Annotated in this window: 17 protein-coding genes; 4 read left to right on the forward strand and 13 right to left on the reverse strand. The window is 63.5% G+C overall.

What is annotated here, in order from left to right; translation table 11 throughout:
• Nucleotides 1-7: 7 nt before the first annotated feature.
• From A5906_RS42370 to A5906_RS16905, 8 genes are all read right to left on the reverse strand, one after another.
• Nucleotides 8-2,950, reverse strand: a complete 2,943-nt coding sequence (locus A5906_RS42370) for a formate dehydrogenase subunit alpha (protein WP_080136574.1) — start codon at nt 2,948-2,950, stop codon at nt 8-10.
• Between the two features lie 2 nt (nt 2,951-2,952).
• Nucleotides 2,953-3,171 (reverse strand): twin-arginine translocation signal domain-containing protein, encoded by a 219-nt coding sequence (locus A5906_RS16875; RefSeq protein WP_080136490.1) that lies wholly within the window; start codon nt 3,169-3,171, stop codon nt 2,953-2,955.
• A 29-nt stretch (nt 3,172-3,200) separates the two neighbouring features.
• Nucleotides 3,201-3,980 (reverse strand): molecular chaperone TorD family protein, encoded by a 780-nt coding sequence (locus tag A5906_RS16880; protein ID WP_080136491.1) that lies wholly within the window; start codon nt 3,978-3,980, stop codon nt 3,201-3,203.
• Nucleotides 3,981-4,111: 131 nt separating this feature from the next.
• On the reverse strand, nt 4,112-4,738 hold the full coding sequence (locus A5906_RS16885) for a DUF3306 domain-containing protein (protein WP_080136492.1): 627 nt from the start codon (nt 4,736-4,738) through the stop codon (nt 4,112-4,114).
• Nucleotides 4,735-5,250, reverse strand: a complete 516-nt coding sequence (locus A5906_RS16890; protein WP_080136493.1) for a DUF3305 domain-containing protein — start codon at nt 5,248-5,250, stop codon at nt 4,735-4,737. Before A5906_RS16890 ends, A5906_RS16885 begins: the two co-directional genes overlap by 4 nt.
• Complete coding sequence (locus A5906_RS16895) at nt 5,247-6,254, reverse strand: DUF6352 family protein (protein WP_080136494.1); 1,008 nt, start codon at nt 6,252-6,254, stop codon at nt 5,247-5,249. The genes A5906_RS16890 and A5906_RS16895 overlap by 4 nt, the downstream gene beginning before the upstream one ends.
• Nucleotides 6,251-6,790, reverse strand: coding sequence for a DUF6505 family protein (locus A5906_RS16900; RefSeq protein WP_080136495.1), 540 nt, complete (start codon nt 6,788-6,790; stop codon nt 6,251-6,253). Before A5906_RS16900 ends, A5906_RS16895 begins: the two co-directional genes overlap by 4 nt.
• Complete coding sequence (locus A5906_RS16905) at nt 6,787-7,629, reverse strand: biotin/lipoate--protein ligase family protein (protein ID WP_080136496.1); 843 nt, start codon at nt 7,627-7,629, stop codon at nt 6,787-6,789. Before A5906_RS16905 ends, A5906_RS16900 begins: the two co-directional genes overlap by 4 nt.
• A gap of 64 nt (nt 7,630-7,693) precedes the next feature.
• Between A5906_RS16905 and A5906_RS16910 the strand changes: the two genes are divergently transcribed.
• Nucleotides 7,694-9,664 carry a 4Fe-4S binding protein gene (locus A5906_RS16910; protein WP_080136497.1) on the forward strand — a complete coding sequence of 657 codons (1,971 nt, stop codon included), beginning with the start codon at nt 7,694-7,696 and terminating at the stop codon, nt 9,662-9,664.
• Nucleotides 9,665-9,668: 4 nt separating this feature from the next.
• Nucleotides 9,669-9,962 carry a hypothetical protein gene (locus A5906_RS16915; protein WP_245326759.1) on the forward strand — a complete coding sequence of 98 codons (294 nt, stop codon included), beginning with the start codon at nt 9,669-9,671 and terminating at the stop codon, nt 9,960-9,962.
• A gap of 14 nt (nt 9,963-9,976) precedes the next feature.
• On the opposite strand, the gene A5906_RS16920 is transcribed toward A5906_RS16915, so the two are convergent.
• Nucleotides 9,977-11,257, reverse strand: a complete 1,281-nt coding sequence (locus A5906_RS16920; RefSeq protein WP_245326760.1) for a c-type cytochrome — start codon at nt 11,255-11,257, stop codon at nt 9,977-9,979.
• Nucleotides 11,258-11,456: 199 nt separating this feature from the next.
• Here A5906_RS16920 and A5906_RS16925 point away from each other — a divergent pair, with 199 nt between their 5' ends.
• The gene (locus A5906_RS16925) at nt 11,457-11,696 is read left to right on the forward strand and encodes a hypothetical protein (RefSeq protein WP_080136499.1); all 240 of its coding nucleotides are present in this window, start codon (nt 11,457-11,459) and stop codon (nt 11,694-11,696) included.
• Nucleotides 11,697-11,826: 130 nt separating this feature from the next.
• On the opposite strand, the gene A5906_RS16930 is transcribed toward A5906_RS16925, so the two are convergent.
• Nucleotides 11,827-12,039 carry a hypothetical protein gene (locus A5906_RS16930; RefSeq protein WP_080136500.1) on the reverse strand — a complete coding sequence of 71 codons (213 nt, stop codon included), beginning with the start codon at nt 12,037-12,039 and terminating at the stop codon, nt 11,827-11,829.
• 321 nt (nt 12,040-12,360) lie between these two features.
• Here A5906_RS16930 and A5906_RS16935 point away from each other — a divergent pair, with 321 nt between their 5' ends.
• Entirely contained in the window at nt 12,361-13,161 is an 801-nt protein-coding gene (locus tag A5906_RS16935) for a hypothetical protein (protein ID WP_136615286.1), read from the forward strand.
• 147 nt (nt 13,162-13,308) lie between these two features.
• Here the strand turns inward: A5906_RS16935 and A5906_RS16940 are convergent, their stop codons facing one another.
• Genes A5906_RS16940 through A5906_RS16950 form a run of 3 tightly spaced genes read right to left on the reverse strand, consistent with a single transcriptional unit; the run spans nt 13,309 to nt 15,967 of the window.
• Nucleotides 13,309-13,845, reverse strand: a complete 537-nt coding sequence (locus A5906_RS16940; RefSeq protein ID WP_136615287.1) for a tetratricopeptide repeat protein — start codon at nt 13,843-13,845, stop codon at nt 13,309-13,311.
• 44 nt (nt 13,846-13,889) lie between these two features.
• Complete coding sequence (locus tag A5906_RS16945) at nt 13,890-14,297, reverse strand: hypothetical protein (RefSeq protein ID WP_080136502.1); 408 nt, start codon at nt 14,295-14,297, stop codon at nt 13,890-13,892.
• 11 nt (nt 14,298-14,308) lie between these two features.
• Complete coding sequence (locus tag A5906_RS16950) at nt 14,309-15,967, reverse strand: type II and III secretion system protein family protein (RefSeq protein WP_080136503.1); 1,659 nt, start codon at nt 15,965-15,967, stop codon at nt 14,309-14,311.
• Nucleotides 15,968-16,014: the final 47 nt, after the last annotated feature.

Consider the following 16,014-nt stretch of genomic DNA (forward strand, 5'->3'; position numbering starts at 1 on the left):
TTGCTCCTTATGCCGCCGCGATCTGGCAGAGAGTGACCTTGGTTTCCTGCATGTTCGTCGCGGGATCGTATCCGTAGGTCGTGATCGTGTTGGCGCTTTCGCCGAGCACGATCGGGTCGGTACCCTTCGGGTAGTTGCCGCGGAGGTCCTTGCCCGCAAGCCAGCCGCCGAAGTGGAAGGGCATCCAGGCAACTCCCTTGCCGACGCGCTCGGTGACGAGCGCCTTCATCCTTGCCCGGGAATTGTTCTCGGCTCCCGTGACCCAGACCCAGCCGCCGTCCTTGACGCCGCGCTCGGCGGCGTCGGCAGGGTTGATCTCGATGAACATGTCCTGCTGCAATTCGGCGAGCCACGGGTTGGTGCGGGTCTCCTCCCCGCCGCCCTCGTATTCGACCAGCCGGCCGGACGACAGGATCAGCGGGAACTGTTTTGCAATTCCCTTCTCCACCGCGGCCTTCTGCACCGAGAATCCGATATTGGGCATCCGGAACTGCTTGGCGTCAGGCAGCGTCGGATATTTGGCGACGAGATCGACGCGCGGCGTGTAGATCGGTTCGCGGTGAACCGGGATGGGATCGGGCAGGCCGAAGGCATGCATGCGCGCCTTGCCGTTGCCGTAAGGAACGCAGCCATGCGCCAGGGCGACGCGCTGGATGCCGCCCGACAGGTCGAGTGCCCATGACACCGCATCGGGAGTGGCCGGGTTGACCTTGTTGATCACGGCCATTTCCGCTTCGGTGAGCTCGGTGTCCCAGCCGAGCTTCTTCAAGCTCGCGAGCGTGAATTCCGGATAGCCGTCCTGGATGCCCGATCCCAGCGAGTACGAGCCATCCGCGAGCAGGCTCACCTTACGCGTCGTGCCGTCCGGCAGTTTCTCTTCACGCTCGACACCGAACCGCGGCCGGAACGTGCCGCCGCCATCCATCACGTGCAGATTGGTATTGTAGAGCAGCGGCGTGCCGGGATGCTTGACCTCCGGCGAGCCCCAACACGGCCACGGCAAGCCGTAATAATCGCCGCCGACCTCGGGATCGTCCTTCGGCGCGCGCATCGTCAACATGTCGAACTTGGCCTGGTTCTTCATGTGCGCCTTGAGGCGCTCGGGCGATTGCCCGCAATAGCCGGTCGACCAGCTGCCGCGGTTCATCTCGCGCAGGACATCCTCTGCTTCGGGAAGATTATTCTCGACCTTGATCTTCTTGAACATCTGGTCGGCGACGCCGAGCTTCTTCGCCATCAGATAGATGATTTCGAGATCATCCTTGGACTCGAAGATCGGCTTCACGATCTGCTCGCCCCATTGCAGCGAGCGGTTGGAGGCGACGCGCGAGCCCTTGCACTCGAATTGCGTGGCGACCGGCAGAATGTAGACGCCTTCCTTGCGCCCTGCTTCGAGTGCCAGCGAGGCCCAGGTCGTCGGATGCGGGTCGGCGATGACCAGCAGATCGAGTGCCTTCAGACCATTGAGGGATTCGGGAATACGGGTGATGCTGTTGGAGGCGTGTCCCTGCACGAACACCGCCCTGACATTGTCCTTCTGCGCGACCTGATCCTTCGGCAGCGTCGCCGCTTCGAACCAGCGGGTCAGCGGGATGCCCGGCGTCTCCATGATCTGCTTGGAGTCGAAGCGCGACTTCAGGAACTCATAGTCGACCTCCCAAACCCGCGACCAATGCTTCCATGCCCCTTCGGCGAGACCGTAGTAGAACGGCAGCGTGACGATATCGAGCCCGACGTCGGTCGCGCCCTGCACGTTGTCGTGGCCACGGAAGATGTTGGCTCCCTTACCCTCTCCGCCGACATTGCCGGTCATCAGCAGCAGGATGCAGCTGGCGCGCACGTTGGCGGTGCCGACGGTCTTCTGGGTCTGACCCATGGCCCAGATCAGCGTCGCCGGCTTCTCGGTGGCGAACATCTTGGCTACGCGCTTGAGCTGTTCGCCAGGAATGCCCGTGACCCGCTCGACTTCTTCCGGAGGCCACTTCTCGACCTCCTTCTTGAGGTCGTCAAAGCCGTAGACGCGTTGTCGGATGAACTCCTTGTCCTCCCAGCCGTTCTGGAGGATGTGCCACATCATGCCGTAGAGTATGGGGATGTCGGTGCCCGGCCGCATCCGCACATATTCCGTGGCGTGCGCGGCCGTACGCGTCAGGCGCGGATCGATGACGACGAAGTTGGCCCTCTGCAGCTCCTTGCCCTCGAGCAGGTGCTGCAGCGACACCGGATGCGCCTCTGCCGGATTGCCACCCAGGATGACCTGCGTCTTCGCATTGCGAATATCATTGTAGCTGTTGGTCATCGCGCCATAGCCCCAGGTATTGGCGACGCCGGTGACGGTGGTCGAATGGCAAATGCGGGCCTGATGATCGGTGTTGTTGGTTCCCCAGAATGCGCCGAGCTTGCGGAACAGGTAGGCGCCTTCGTTGGTCATCTTGGCCGAGCCAAGCCAATAAACGGAGTCAGGGCCCGACTTCTCGCGTACGGCCTGAAGCTTGTCTCCAATCTCGTTGATCGCGGTATCCCAGGAGACGCGGGTCCACTGGCCACCCACCAGCTTCATCGGATAGCGCAGCCGCCTCTCGCTGTGCACGAGCTCACGCACGGAGGCGCCCTTGGCGCAATGCGAACCGCGATTGATCGGCGAATCCCAACTCGGCTCCTGGCCGATCCATACCCCGTTCAGGACCTCGGCCGTGACCGTGCACCCAACCGAGCAATGCGTGCAGATGCTCTTGCGGACGGTCGCGCCTGCGGTGAGCGGACCGGCCGCCGCCGCTTCCGCCTTGCGCACGCCGCCGACCGGCAGCGTGCCGAGCGCGGCGAGCGCGCCACCGGCAAGTCCGGATTTGCGCAAGAAGCTGCGGCGGTCGAGACCGCCGGCCTGCCCTGCGAGGGACTCGGCAACGGAACCATGGCGCAAGGAATGCTGGTTTGTTCGCTTGATCAGCACGGTCAACCTCCCTTGGCCGGATAACGATTGACGCGATAGAACGCCTTGACGTGATCGGTTTCCTTGTAGCGCGCCTTGCGCTTCTCATCGCTGGCTTCGCTATCAGCCTGCGCGGACCCGACCAGCGGTGTCGCGAGCGTCGCACCGGCGCCCACCGTGCCGACGCCGAGCTTGCGCAGGAAATCGCGGCGCCCAACTGTGGTTTTTCTGTCTTCACTCATCGCATCTCTCCTGGACCTGCCGGTGCAGGTCAGTTGGCGAACGTGAATGCTTCCGTCTCGATCTCGACAAAGGCGCGACCGAGCGCGCCGACCGCACGATAGAAGATGGCGCTCTCCGCGCGCTCGATATCGGCAAACAGCCGCCCCATCCAGGGCGCGATGTGCTTCTCGAAGAAGGCGCGCTGCGCCTCGGACGTCGCCGCGAAGCGGCCTGCCGCGAACCCTGCCATGATCTCGCACAGGATGGCCGCGTGATCCTCCGGCTCCGAATTGGTCTCGACGCGCTCGATCCCAAGCGCAGCAAGGTCGGCGCGCAGGCGCGACAACGGCCGCTCGTTGAGAAATCCCGTCAGGTAGTATGAGGCATAAGGCAAAAGCTCGCCGCGGCCGAGACCTGTGAACAGATCGAAATATTCGCGCTCGACCTTCGCGGCGACTGCATCGGTTGCGGCTGCGGCCAACGCGGCATGCGCGCGCCCGAGCGGCGTCGCATCACTGCTCAATGCGGTCAGTTGATCGAGCAGCCGTCCTGACGGTGCTGCGGACAAAAGCGTCGCGAGCAGCAGATACTCCTGCGCACGCGCCACATCGACGGGATCGATCGGCTCTTCGAACAGAAGCGGCTCGCTGTACAGATCAGGCCGCAAATCATTGCGCGATACGCCGGTGGCCGCTTCGACCGCAACTACCCGTTGTGCAGGCACCTTGGTCCAGTTCGAAACGGAGGGTTGGCTAATGCCGATTTTGCGCGCAAGTCCGGCAACGCCGCCGGCGGCGCAAATGGCTCGTTCAAGGCCATCATCACGCACGTGGACCTCCGTCCAAGTCCCAGGTGCTGATTCTGCTTTTGCTACAAAGCGCTAGACGAAGCGTAGTCCCGGCGGAACCGAGGGTCAATCGCCTCCCATAGTTTGCGGCTATGGCCTTTCGTCGGGGAGCCCTAACGGGGCAGCGCGCCGCCATGCGTGCGGCGAGGAATCGACAGCTGTTCGCTTCCGGTGCTTTCGGCGACCGTTCGTTGCGCTGCAGCAGGAGCAGGCGCGAGCCCGGAGCGGGCTTCGTCTTCGGCGATGATCTCGACACTTGATCTCTCGGCTTGGCGCAATTCCCGCGAGGAATCCGCGACTTCAACCGGAGCCTCAGTCAGCGTCTCGGCTCCCTTGCTGATGCCGCCGATGATTCTGTCCACGAACGCGGCCAGTTCTGCTTCCGAACAATCCAGCGGACCAAAGCCCGGCATTGCCGAAGGATCGTTGAAGTCCCACGCGTTTTCAGCAAGCCCGACGAAGTCGCGTATCGTGGGATCAGCGCTCCAGGCGCGACGAAGCGCCGCACGTGTCAGCTCCTGCGGTATCCCCTTGCGCAGGAACGCCTTGATGTCGGTCGCTGATGTGATCGAGTCGATCGATGGCAGGCTCGAGAGGTCGAACTCCACGTCGTCGTCTTTCGTGGCAGGTGCCGGTGCCGGCTGCATGTTGTCGTGCATTGCCGGATCCGGTTGCGGTGCGTTCGCCTTTGCCTCCTGCTTGAGCCGGGACCAGCGCGGCAGGAACTTATCCTCGCTCATTCGTGTCCGCCATCATGCTGCCGGCGCGCCAGCGCCTCCGGATCGGCCTGCCGCCGCTCGCGTTTGAAGAACTCACGTTCCACGTGGTGCTCGGCAACGAAGCTTTCAATCTGCTCGCGCAGCACGTCCGGCATGGGAACGGCCTCGACCAGATTGTCAGCGGCCTCCGTGAACGCTTCGCCTTCTGCAGGATCGGCGGTGGCGGCAGCAACCGAATAGGGCCAGGCGCCTTCCGAAGGCGACAACACCGTCCAGATGCTCGGACTCCCCGAAGCAAGATTGTCGCGATAGCGCGCCGTCTCGGAACTGTAGAGATCGACCATAGCGCTGCCGGCATAAAACAGTGTCCCGCCTCCCCCTTGACGGAGCACCGTCCAGGACTTTGTGTCCGGTTCGTCCGGCAGCACGGCGACAGCACGCCAGACAAAGTCGGCCCAAGGCGAGTCCGCCTTGTGGCGCTCGACCACGATGCCAACGGGAATGCGCACCAGCGGCGGCGCAGCCGGGCTCATGTCACCATCTCCAGATGTTTGATCGGCAACCCCGTGAGCAAGTTCTGCGGCTTCATACGGAGCTTCTGATCGGAATTCATCGACAGAATGAGATAGATCGGCTCGCCCCGCGTCTCGCCCGCGGCCGCACTCTTGTCTGCAAACGTCAGGCGGAACAATGAAAGCACACGGCTGGCGCTGCGGTCATCGAGCTGCTCCCCATGCCAGAGACGGTCGCCCAGCCTGGTCGCATCAGCGTCGAGCCCGACATACCAGGTGAGCCGCGCATCACGCAATTCGCGCAGCGGCTCAATGCCGACGTCGATTCCGAGCAGATGGGAGATCCAGCGCGTCATCGCCTGCGCCAGCGCCTTCGGCCCGCGGCCCCCTGCGGTCAGGTCGAACGCCATGTCGAAATCGTCGCTTCGGTGCCAATAGGCCTCGGCATTGTCCTCGCTGAGGACGTCGAGCTGGGCATCGGTCACGGCCCCCAGCATCGACATCAGCGACAGCACCGGGGTCGGGCTCTGCCCACCGACGACCTCTTCATCCCCGAGCAGCAGGGCCTGTTCATGCGGCAGAATACGCTGCGGGCGGAAGAACAGCTCGGCGGCACGCAGCACGAAGGGATCGTCGCAGCGATCGAGCGCATTGCGCAGGATCACATGCACGAGCTGATTGACGAACAGCGGTGGCAAATCATTGGCCCGCGACCGGACGGTTGCAAGATAGGCGGCCTCGAGCGTCGGGTGCCGCACGAGCAGATCGCGAAAGGCAAGCACGAACCGCCAGTTCTCGCGGGCGTCCGCATCGACGATCGCTGCCACCTCGTCAGCGCCGACCGGCCGATAGGGTGCGGCGAGCAGCGCGCGGTGCAGCCGTCGCTCGACCGGGCATGCTTCATCGGGCGGAATCAGCTCGGGACGGGCAAAATAGGCCTTCAGGAACTCATCGGTGACGCAAAGCCCGCCGCTCTCATTGCGATCGAGGAGATGGTGGCCGCACGCGATCCAGAAATCGTTCATCGGTGCTGTCGCTCCTGGCTCATATCGGCAAGCCTGATATTGCCGTCGGGCTCGACGTCCTCCTCGACTTCCATGAACGAGAACGCCTTCCTGTGCCCCTGCCCTTGCCGCAGCTGCAGCCTGCGGAACGACTCGCGGACCTCGCCGTCGTTCACCGAGCGGTGGACGGCAATGAGCGAGCCGATCGTATGCGCGCAGAGCGACTGCACGAAGGCAACCTCCTCTTCGGCGGCCGTCCGCGCGGTTGCCGGATCCGGCGCGCCGAAACGGTCGATGAGCTGGCCGGCAAGGAGCTCGATCAGCGCCCGGCAATCCCTCTCCGTTGCCGGCACAATCTGCGCCAGCGTCGACCAACCCCAGGATTGCACCCCGAGGAAGCCGCTGCGAAACGCTGCGCGCGCCTTGCCGCTCAACGTCGCAGGATCCTTGTCGCAGAAGCGGAACGCGCCTGAGACGGCCCATTCGCCGGGCTCTGCGGCCACATCGAACACGAAGGTATCGGACGGGTCGAGCGCGATGGTGCGCAGCAGTTTCACAGCCGCGGCCCTCCGAGTTTCGGGTCGAGCCAGGATGGCTTGGCGAGCGCCTTGACGAGGTGATTCCGCTCGAGCCTGTCGCTGCCGACGTGGCGCGTGAGGAGATCGCCGCTCTCGTCGATCCTCAGGACGGTCCGCCGCTCACGGCAAAGCCGGCTGAGATAGTCGCGCGCGACGCCGTCAAAGCCGTCGGCCTGCCAACTATCGATCACCCGCATCAGGTGCCGCGCGAAGCTCTCCGTCACTTCTGCCGCTCCCGCTTCCCCAAACCCCTCCTCGTCCAACGCGGACGCGAGCGGATGAATGCCGGGCCCCTGGTCGGCCATTGCGACCGTCCGGATCATGGCGCCAAACACCAGCCAGGCGGGCGGCTCATCCTCGCGCGCGGACGACGGCCACCCCATCCGCGCCCCTCCGACCAGCCCGCCATCGATCCGGACAGCGTCGGGCCAGCCGATCGCAACGGTCTTGTTCGGCGGCGCGTAGGCACGAAGAGCGTCGGTGAGCGCGACCATGCCGGCGTAGAACGCTCGCCGCGCGGTGCGCAAGGGTTCGCCCGGCTCGAGCACCACGGCGAATTCGGCGAGATCGAACCGCCCGACATACACCAGCGTGCCGGCCCCGCTCTTGGGTGCAATGCGGCAAGCGTCGGCAAAAGCATCTCTGCTCTCACGCAACCGGACCAGCGTGAAAGGCGGCGGCAGCTGGATCGGCTCCGCCGGGGAAACGTGGCTGGTTGGGATCGACCGCAGGGCCGTCCTCCACTTTCCTTTTCTTCCCGATGGTGAAAATCTATACGAGGTACAGGAATGGCGCGAGTCCGTAAGTCGGCGCCGCACTGGCGGAGGGATTCACCTGAAGCAGCCAGCGAAGACCGTCCTGATCTGCTCGTGTGAAGACACGATGCGCCTTGACGTGGCCACGATCCGGCGCGGATGTCCCGACTGCGCGATCAGCAGCTTTCGCCATCTCTGCGGCGCAGAGCTCGATCATTTTCGCAATGCGGCAAAGGCGACTGGCCCGCTGACGGTCGCCTGCACGCAGCAGGCGGCGCAGTTCTCCGATGAGGCCGGCGAACGCCCCGGCGGGATCAGCTTCGTCAATATCCGCGAGACGGCGGGCTGGTCGCGCGACGGCGCGAATGCGGGCGCGAAGATGGCGGCGCTGCTTGCTGCGGCTGAGATTCCCGCGCCGGACTATCCGCTGCTCACATTGTCGAGTGACGGCATCATCCTGATCTATGGGCACGACGAGGCCGCGATCGAAGCCGGGCGGCTGCTCGCAGATCATCTCGATGTCACGGTCATGCTCGGGCAGCCGACGGACGTTACACCACCTGCCGCTGCCGTGTTCCCGATTGTGAAGGGCACGATCCGCAACGCGCGTGGCCATTTTGGCGCATTCGAGCTCACGATCGACGACTACGCGCAGCCGCACCCGTCCTCGCGCGACCGCTTCGTGTTCGGATCTCACCGCAACGGGGCTACCTCGCGCTGCGATCTCGTGCTCGACCTCTCCGGCGATGCGCCGCTGTTCCCTGCGCACGACCTGCGGGATGGCTATCTCCGTGCGGATCCGCGAGATCCCGCCGCCGTGCTACGCGCGATACTTGCTGCGCGCGATCTCATCGGCAGCTTTGACAAGCCGAGATATGTCGACTTCACCCCGACCCTCTGCGCGCATTCGCGCTCGAAGCTGACCGGATGTCAGCGCTGCCTCGATTTGTGCCCGACCGGCGCGATCACGCCGGACGGCGACCATGTCGCCGTCAGCGCGGAAATCTGCGCAGGTTGCGGGCAATGCGCGGCCGCCTGCCCGACGGGAGCCGCATCCTACGCACTGCCGCCCGCCGACACCCAATTGCAGGTCCTTCGCACCATGTTGCTCGCCTACCACGAAGCCGGCGGCGCGGATCCGGTGCTGCTGCTGCATGACAGTGGGCACGGCACGCCGCTGATCGATGCGCTCGCCCGTCATGGCGACGGATTGCCGGCCAACGTGCTTCCATTCGCCGTCAACGAGCTGACGCAGGTCGGCCTGGAGGCGGTTATCGGCGCATTCGCGTATGGCGCGGCGGCCGTACGGTTCCTGCTGCGCGCCAAGCGGCGGCATGGCGTGACCGGATTGATGCAGACGATCGCCATGGCCGAGGCGGTTCTTGCCGGGCTCGGATTTGACGGCCGCCGCGTGACCACGATCGAGACCGACGATCCCGACGTTCTGGCCGACGAGCTCACCGGGATCGGTGCCCTCACTGGCCTCGTGACTCCCGCAACTTTCCGGACAATCGGCAAGCGCGGCGATCTGCTTCGCTTTGGCCTGAGCGAATTGCATCGCCTCGCGCCCAGGCCTGTCGACGTGATCGCCTTGCCCGCGGGCGCACCGATCGGTGCGGTCACCGTTGACGCCAGCGGTTGCACGCTGTGCCTGTCCTGTGTATCGGCCTGCCCGACCGGTGCGCTTCGCGCCGATCCCGAGCGTCCCGTCCTGAAATTCGTGGAGGACGCCTGCGTGCAGTGCGGTCTGTGCCAGAGCACCTGTCCCGAGAAAGTCATCGCGCTCACCCCGCAGATCGACTTCCGGGCGCGGCGCGCGCCAGCCCAGGTGATCAAGGAGGAAGAGCCGGCCCTGTGTGTTCGCTGCGGCACGCCCTTCGGCGTCAAGAGCTCGATCGATCGGATCGCGACCAAGCTCGAGGGGCGTCATTGGATGTATCCCGCCGGGGACCGCCGGACCGAGGCCTTGCGGATGTGCGCCGATTGCCGCGTCATCGTCATGAGCGAGCAGCAGTTCGATCCGATCCAGGACATTCCGGAACGCTCGCCCCCACGGACGACGGACGACTATCTGCGCCAACGCGAGAACAAGGACTAGCCGCATGCCTCGTTTCATGATGGTTTTTTCGACGTGCCTTGTCACCACGGCTCTCGTCGGCACGGCCGCCGAGGCCGCCCGCCTCACCAAGGCGCAAAAGGTCGCGCTCAAACAGGCGATCGTCGCCTGCAAGGCCGAGGCAAAGGGCAAGAAGATCAAATGGCTGTCACGCCGGAACTACGTCAACCAGTGTGTCGTGACGGCGCTCAAGGAACATCCCAACATCGACGTCGCTGGTATGCTCAGAGAAAACCCGGAGCTGACCGATATTCCCGTGGAGCAATGGCCTGGGTATTAGAGGGTTATTGCCAGCTACTTCGACGTTGCACGCGTCAGGAAGTCTGTGAGCGCGCGGCGATCCTCGGCCGAGCCGATGTGCTGCTCCGGCATCTTGGTGCCGGGCGTGTAGGCGTTCGGCCCGATCTCAAACAGTCTTGAGACAGTCTCCGGCGTCCAGACGATATCCATTGCCTTGAGCGCCTCGGAGAAGCGATAACCCGGCAGCGAGGCGATCTTCCGTCCGAACAGTCCGGCAAGCGTCGGCCCGGCACGCTGCACCTCGCTTTCCGACAAAGTATGGCAGGCCACGCAGGCCCTGAAGACTTCGGCGCCGTGATCGCCGGCATAGGCGGCAAGTGGATCCGCCGGCGTGCCCAGGAGGTTAGAGCCGATGGCTTCGCCAGTCAGCACATTCCAACGCCTGATCTTGCCGTCGGCGCCGCCGGTCAGCAACGTTGCGCCATCGGGCAGGAACCCAACTGACCAGACCGGCATTCCAGGCCCAACCAGTGTGCGGAGCACGCTGCGCGCCTTGCGATTGACGATCACCACGGTTCCGCCAATTCCGGCTGCGGCGATCAAGGCGCCGTCATTAGAAACCGTCAAGGCCACGATCGGCGTAGCGGCCGCCATAACCTCGCCGCTCTCCTTGCCATCCGGGGTCAACATGCGCAGCTTGCCGTCTGCAGCGCCTGCAACGATTTCGCCGTCCGGCGCGACCGCAACTGCGTTCAATGACGCCGGCAACGTCGCAATCTCGGATGTCCCATCCGCCAAATGCCAGACCCGCGCCGTCAGGTCGTAGCCGACACTCACCAGCGATCGTCCGTCCGGCGTAAAGGCAGCGCCGTTGACGTTTTGCGAATGCCCCTCCAGCACGCGCGACGTGCCATCCGACAGCGACCAAAGCCGCACGGTATGGTCCCACGAGGCTGATGCGAGCCTTGATGCGTCGGGCGAAACGGCGAGCCCGACAATGGGTCCCGTATGACCTTCGAGAACCTGGTCCGGTTGCGGTCGGCCCAGCGTCCAAATCGCAATCCGGCCGTCCGCGCCAGCCGTAGCCATTCTTCCATCTACGAGGAAGGCAACCGCATTCACCGCATCCGAATGGAAGCGAAGGACCTGCTCGGCGGACTCGGTCGCCAGCGACCATCGGATCGCTGCGGTGTCGAAGCTGCCCGACAAAACGGTCTTGCCATCGGCCGAGACGGCGATCGCACGGACAGGTCCGCCGTGTCCCGCCAACTGCGCTTGCGCGGGTTGCAGCGCCGGGAGCAGCGATGCTGTCAAAAGCAGGGTCGCGAGGCGCAAGGTCCCAATCCGTTGCCGCCGGAAACGATCACAACGAAACACCCCGGCAGTCGCGGCTCCCGGGGAAAAAACCATCCTACTTGATCCAGCTCAACGAAGGGAGCTCGTGTCCGGTTCCAAGGTGCGACAAGCGGCGCCTTGAATGGCGAGCAGCGCGATCGCAGGCTTGCCAGAGGCCCCTCACCGATTGAGGCCGAACATGCAACTGCACCCGAAAGCATATCGGCAGCTCATCGCGCGGTTGTGGCACTTTCGCGCCTTGCTGCCGCGTAATCGCGCCCCCACCAGCCAGGACGCGTCGCCCTTGCTCATCTACATCGTCGCCGTGCTCGTGCTACTGTTGGCTGTCCTTGAGATCGACCTCCACCGTGCGGAGCTTCAGTCCCTGGGACTGTCCGGGAATCCTGTTGGGATCAACCCGATCTTCATGAGTCCTTAGGAAAGCACTTGAGATATTGCCGCTCTCGCAAGCGAGCCAGCGGCCAGCCCCATCAAGCCGCTCGACAGCATAAGAGCTGCGCAACGCAACTCGAACCGTGGTTGGTTCGAGGGCCATGGCAGCATTCTCTCTACCGCTGTGTTCCCCTTGGAAACACCAGCGATCGATCCTCGAAATCCTCCACCGGCAATTTGCTTTGTTGCGCCACCTTTTGCATCTCTCCCACAGTGGGCATTTCAGCTGCCGATGTATGACTCACCAATGGTGGATGCGCTCGGGGGATGCTCGTTGCAGCCAAGAAGAGCGCGAGGACGGTCAGGCCTGAGATCATCAGGAGCTTCATGTGAATCTCCGTTGAAGCTGTCTCAGTCCTGACTAGTGCAAGGGTCGGAGCCGCCGTGTGAAGTCCTTCACATCTCTCTTCTTCTTGATCACCTCAGGGACTCCGGTCATCCGATGCGCTGGTCCTGACTGGACACGTCCTTTCCGGCGCCTTCCCCGCAGGATCATCTCTCGGCGCGGCCGCTAGGAACCGAACCGGCAATCGCACCACAAGAAAGAAAGGATATCGCCCTCGCCGCGGAATAGTCTCTGAGGGCCCTGCACCGCCCCGGCAATCGCAAATTTTGAGCAGGCATGATAACCTCAACTGCACGGAGGTGAGATGTTGAATGCTGCTGATGCAGGAGCCGCGCCCGACGACCCATCTGACGGGCCTCAGATTCCGCACCGAGCGGATCCGGAGCAGGCAGCCGCCGCGAATGGGTGGCCGATCGCGACCGATCGCGGCGCGGATGCGCCTGCTTTCCTGACGCGAAGCTCGGGCTTCGGCCTCCAACCACCAACGCGAGAGGTTTCGCGCCGACAGAACCTGCCCAAGGCGCTCGCGGCAAGGCTCGATCGATTGAGGCGCATCTGGCGAGGTCATCTGGTTCAGGATGCCCCGAATACAGCGATCCCGCGCAGAAGCGGGGGCATTGGCGGCGGCACCTTTGCGCTCTTGACCTTGCTGGTGCTCGCGATCTGCGCCGGCGGGCTGCTCGCACTCGGTCGGATCAGATCTCTGAAGACCGAAATCGCCTCGCTTCAACGCGAATTGCTTCCGCTGAGGGAACGACTGGCGAGTCTTGAGCAGGCAGAGAAGGCCAAACTGGCGGAGATCAAGGCCGAATCTGAAAAGAGCAAAGCTTTGGCGGAAAATCCATTCCAACAGGCGCCGCTCACGTTTTCGCGCGAGGAAGCTCAGTTGATCCGTGAATATATCAAGCCGGCACCGCCTGCGGGCCCGACGGCGCCAGCCGTTAACGTCGGCGATCCCGTTACGGGAGGGACAATCCCTCTGCCATCACCGCTAGCGGAAAAGATGCCCAAATTGGTCGGCGCGCGCTTCGCCATCCGAAACGGAGCGATCATCATAGTCAGGAGAGACAGTCGCAAGGTCGACGCCGTGTTGCCACCGTACTAGAGCATGATCCGGAAAAGTGGAAGCGGTTTTCCCCACAAACGCGGAGCGCGTTTGCGCGGAGATCATGCTCAAACAAAGAGCCAAGCACGACGCCGATCCAACCCAATCTTATCGCGCGTTAGAATCGTCAGGAATTCCGACCACGTCTCAGGGTTGGTTGTTCGGCGGCCGCTCAATGAACCGCCGGCTGCCATTGAGAAGTTCAAGGTTGTTGGCGATGACGGGATTGCCCGGATCGAGCGAATAGGCCTTCTCGAACTTTCGCCGCGCCGCACTCAGATTGCCGCGCAGCATGTACGAATATCCCTGGTCATTCAGGATCTGAACGGTTTCGCCTCCGAGCCGGATCGCCTGGGCGTAGGCCTGATCAGCAAGGTCAAACCGACGTATCCGATCATAGCTCGCCGCCAGGCCAACCCAGGCCGTCACGTCCTTCGGTGACTTCTCGACTGCGTCCTTGAAATAGCGCTGTGCGATCCCGTAGTTGCCGCGGTTGAAATGCTCCAGGCCCAGCCGTACGGGCTCGTCCGAAGGATAATATTTGACGTCCGTGGGCTCCTGCACGGGGTCCGGGCCGCCCGCATCCACGGGGGCGACGATCGCGGCCTGCCGCGTTGTTTGGTCACATGCCGTAAGGCCCGTCCCCAACAAGCAACAAGTCAGTATCAGAACAACACGCCGCATAACCCTTTATCCCCGCCCCGGCTCATACGGCCTCTTGCCTGCTACTACCTGCCGGCTGCGCCTGCTGCACCGCCGACCGGCACCGATATCCCCGCATTCGCTCCAGCCCCCAATCCTTCCACGTTGATGTTCTGGGTTGGAGCAGTCCGCAGGCCCATCTGTTTCGTCGCATCGCCGACGTCGGGAAGCTGATCTACGGGCTGTTTCGTGTTGCCATAGCGCGTCACGGCGGCACCCACGCGCCGGGCATCGTAGGCAATCCTGCGATCGCCGACGTTTCGTGGCCAGGGATTGATGGTGTGGGTGGCGGCATTCACTTGCTTGGCATCGCCGGCGCTCATGGTGATGGTGTCGGACCGCTGGAAGTAGCGGTCGACCTCGTCATGGCCATAGAGGCCATAACAGCCCCCCAGCGGCAGCACCGCGAGAATTGCCAGGTACCTCTTGGTCATGTCTCGCGTCCTCAATTGAGGGTTTTGACGACGGGTTGATCGGATACCACCGCCGGAGGCGGTACGGGCACGACGGCGTTCGGCGCGATGATATGGCCGTAAGGCCCCTTCACCTCGCCACCGGAATTGACGTAATCGTCGTAACGCTTGCGGACTTCCATCTGGCCGTTGAGGAAGAAATCGACGTCGTTGGCCGGCAGGCGGGAGTCGAGCGGCGAGGCCAGTCGCTGGCCGGGCGCCGCCGGCGCGACCAGGTGCGGCGTCACGATGATGACGAGATCGGTTTCCTCCTGCTGGTACGACTTGCTGCCGAACAAGGCCCCCAGCACAGGCACCGAGCCGATCCACGGCAATTGCGAAACGTCCTGGCGATTGCGGGTCTGCAAGAGGCCGGCAACTGCAAAGCTCTGGCCATCGCGCAACTCGACCGTCGTACGCGCATCGCGACGGGTCAACGATGGAACGGTCGTTCCCTGGATCGTCACCGCATTAGTGAAATCGAGCTCACTGACCGACGGCTCGACTCGAAGGTTGATTACACCGCGCGAGAGAACGGTTGGGACGAAGGCAAGCTCAACACCGAACTTCTTGTAATCGATGGTGATGGTAGGAAAGCCATTCGTCGTCTGAGTCGGTATCGGCACTGGAAATTCACCGCCGGCCAAGAAGCGGGCGGCATCGCCGGACAGCGTAGTCAAGTTCGGCTCCGCTAACCGGCGAGCCAATCCCTTGGTTTCCAGCGCCGAGATCAACAAATCCACGGAGCCGCCGTTGCTCGTTCGGACGATGCTGGTCAACAAGCTTCCGAACGGCACCGGCGCTACACCGCCCGCAGCGCCAACAAGTGTATCCAATGTTCCGAGCACTGGCAGGCTGCCGGTCGGAGGAGCGCCGACAGATCCTCCCCCAGCACCAAGAGAACCGTTGTTGGTATTGATACCACCAATCGGTGATCGACCGGCGCGTGTCACACCGCCGAGCCCGGTATTTCCGACGTTCGTGCCATTGGCATTGGCTGCATAAAGATTTACCCCGAGGTCGCGGCCAGCCTGCCTGAAGACCTCGAGAAAGCGCACCTCAAGCATCACCTGTTGCGGCGCCGCGACGCTCATGGCGTTGACGACGACTCCACCTTTCGCGACCGTGCTGGTAGCGATTGCCATAGCCCGCTCAGCAGCCACCGCGTCGGTGGCAGTTCCACTGAGCACCACCTGCCCCTCGGATGCCGACACGCGGATACCCTGCATGCCGGTGCTGTTCCTGATGTTCTGCTGCAGATTGCCGGTATCGATCACGACCTCGACGTCGAGGATCCCGATCTGTTTCATCGAAGAGTCAAATAATATGACGTTTGTGGTGCCGGTCTGCTTGCCCTGCACGTAGATCATGTGATCGCTCAGCGACTTCACATCGACAATTTCGGGCGAGCCGGCGACGATCGTCGCGAACGGCGTATCGACCCTGAAGGTGCGTGACTTGTTGACGACCACCTTGACCCGCTGGACGTCGTTCATTTCGCTGACGAAGACGCCGCCGCCGGAAGACGTCCTGCGCTCCGCAGCTGCCACGCGATCAGCGGAATGGAACAACACGATCGCGGGGCCAAGAGCTATCACGCTCAGGGCGAGAAGTCTGACACCCTTCCTATTCGAAACGCGACGGCCACCCATTGCGATTCCCCCTCGCCGCGACTTCGCGGTTGTCTCCGTAAATCCAC

Origin of the sequence: Bradyrhizobium sacchari, from assembly GCF_002068095.1 — a bacterium.
Taxonomy (GTDB): Bacteria; Pseudomonadota; Alphaproteobacteria; order Rhizobiales; family Xanthobacteraceae; genus Bradyrhizobium; species Bradyrhizobium sacchari.

Excerpts from the sequence above, each read along its gene's own strand:
- A5906_RS16875 (WP_080136490.1), bottom strand. The coding sequence starts at position 3,171 with ATGAGTGAAGACAGAAAAACCACAGTTGGGCGCCGCGATTTCCTGCGC.
- A5906_RS16885 (WP_080136492.1), bottom strand. The coding sequence starts at position 4,738 with ATGAGCGAGGATAAGTTCCTGCCGCGCTGGTCCCGGCTCAAGCAGGAG.
- A5906_RS16890 (WP_080136493.1), bottom strand. The coding sequence starts at position 5,250 with ATGAGCCCGGCTGCGCCGCCGCTGGTGCGCATTCCCGTTGGCATCGTG.
- A5906_RS16895 (WP_080136494.1), bottom strand. The coding sequence starts at position 6,254 with ATGAACGATTTCTGGATCGCGTGCGGCCACCATCTCCTCGATCGCAAT.
- A5906_RS16910 (WP_080136497.1), top strand. The coding sequence starts at position 7,694 with ATGCGCCTTGACGTGGCCACGATCCGGCGCGGATGTCCCGACTGCGCG.
- A5906_RS16915 (WP_245326759.1), top strand. The coding sequence starts at position 9,669 with ATGCCTCGTTTCATGATGGTTTTTTCGACGTGCCTTGTCACCACGGCT.
- A5906_RS16925 (WP_080136499.1), top strand. The coding sequence starts at position 11,457 with ATGCAACTGCACCCGAAAGCATATCGGCAGCTCATCGCGCGGTTGTGG.
- A5906_RS16930 (WP_080136500.1), bottom strand. The coding sequence starts at position 12,039 with ATGAAGCTCCTGATGATCTCAGGCCTGACCGTCCTCGCGCTCTTCTTG.
- A5906_RS16935 (WP_136615286.1), top strand. The coding sequence starts at position 12,361 with ATGTTGAATGCTGCTGATGCAGGAGCCGCGCCCGACGACCCATCTGAC.
- A5906_RS16940 (WP_136615287.1), bottom strand. The coding sequence starts at position 13,845 with ATGCGGCGTGTTGTTCTGATACTGACTTGTTGCTTGTTGGGGACGGGC.
- A5906_RS16945 (WP_080136502.1), bottom strand. The coding sequence starts at position 14,297 with ATGACCAAGAGGTACCTGGCAATTCTCGCGGTGCTGCCGCTGGGGGGC.
- A5906_RS16950 (WP_080136503.1), bottom strand. The coding sequence starts at position 15,967 with ATGGGTGGCCGTCGCGTTTCGAATAGGAAGGGTGTCAGACTTCTCGCC.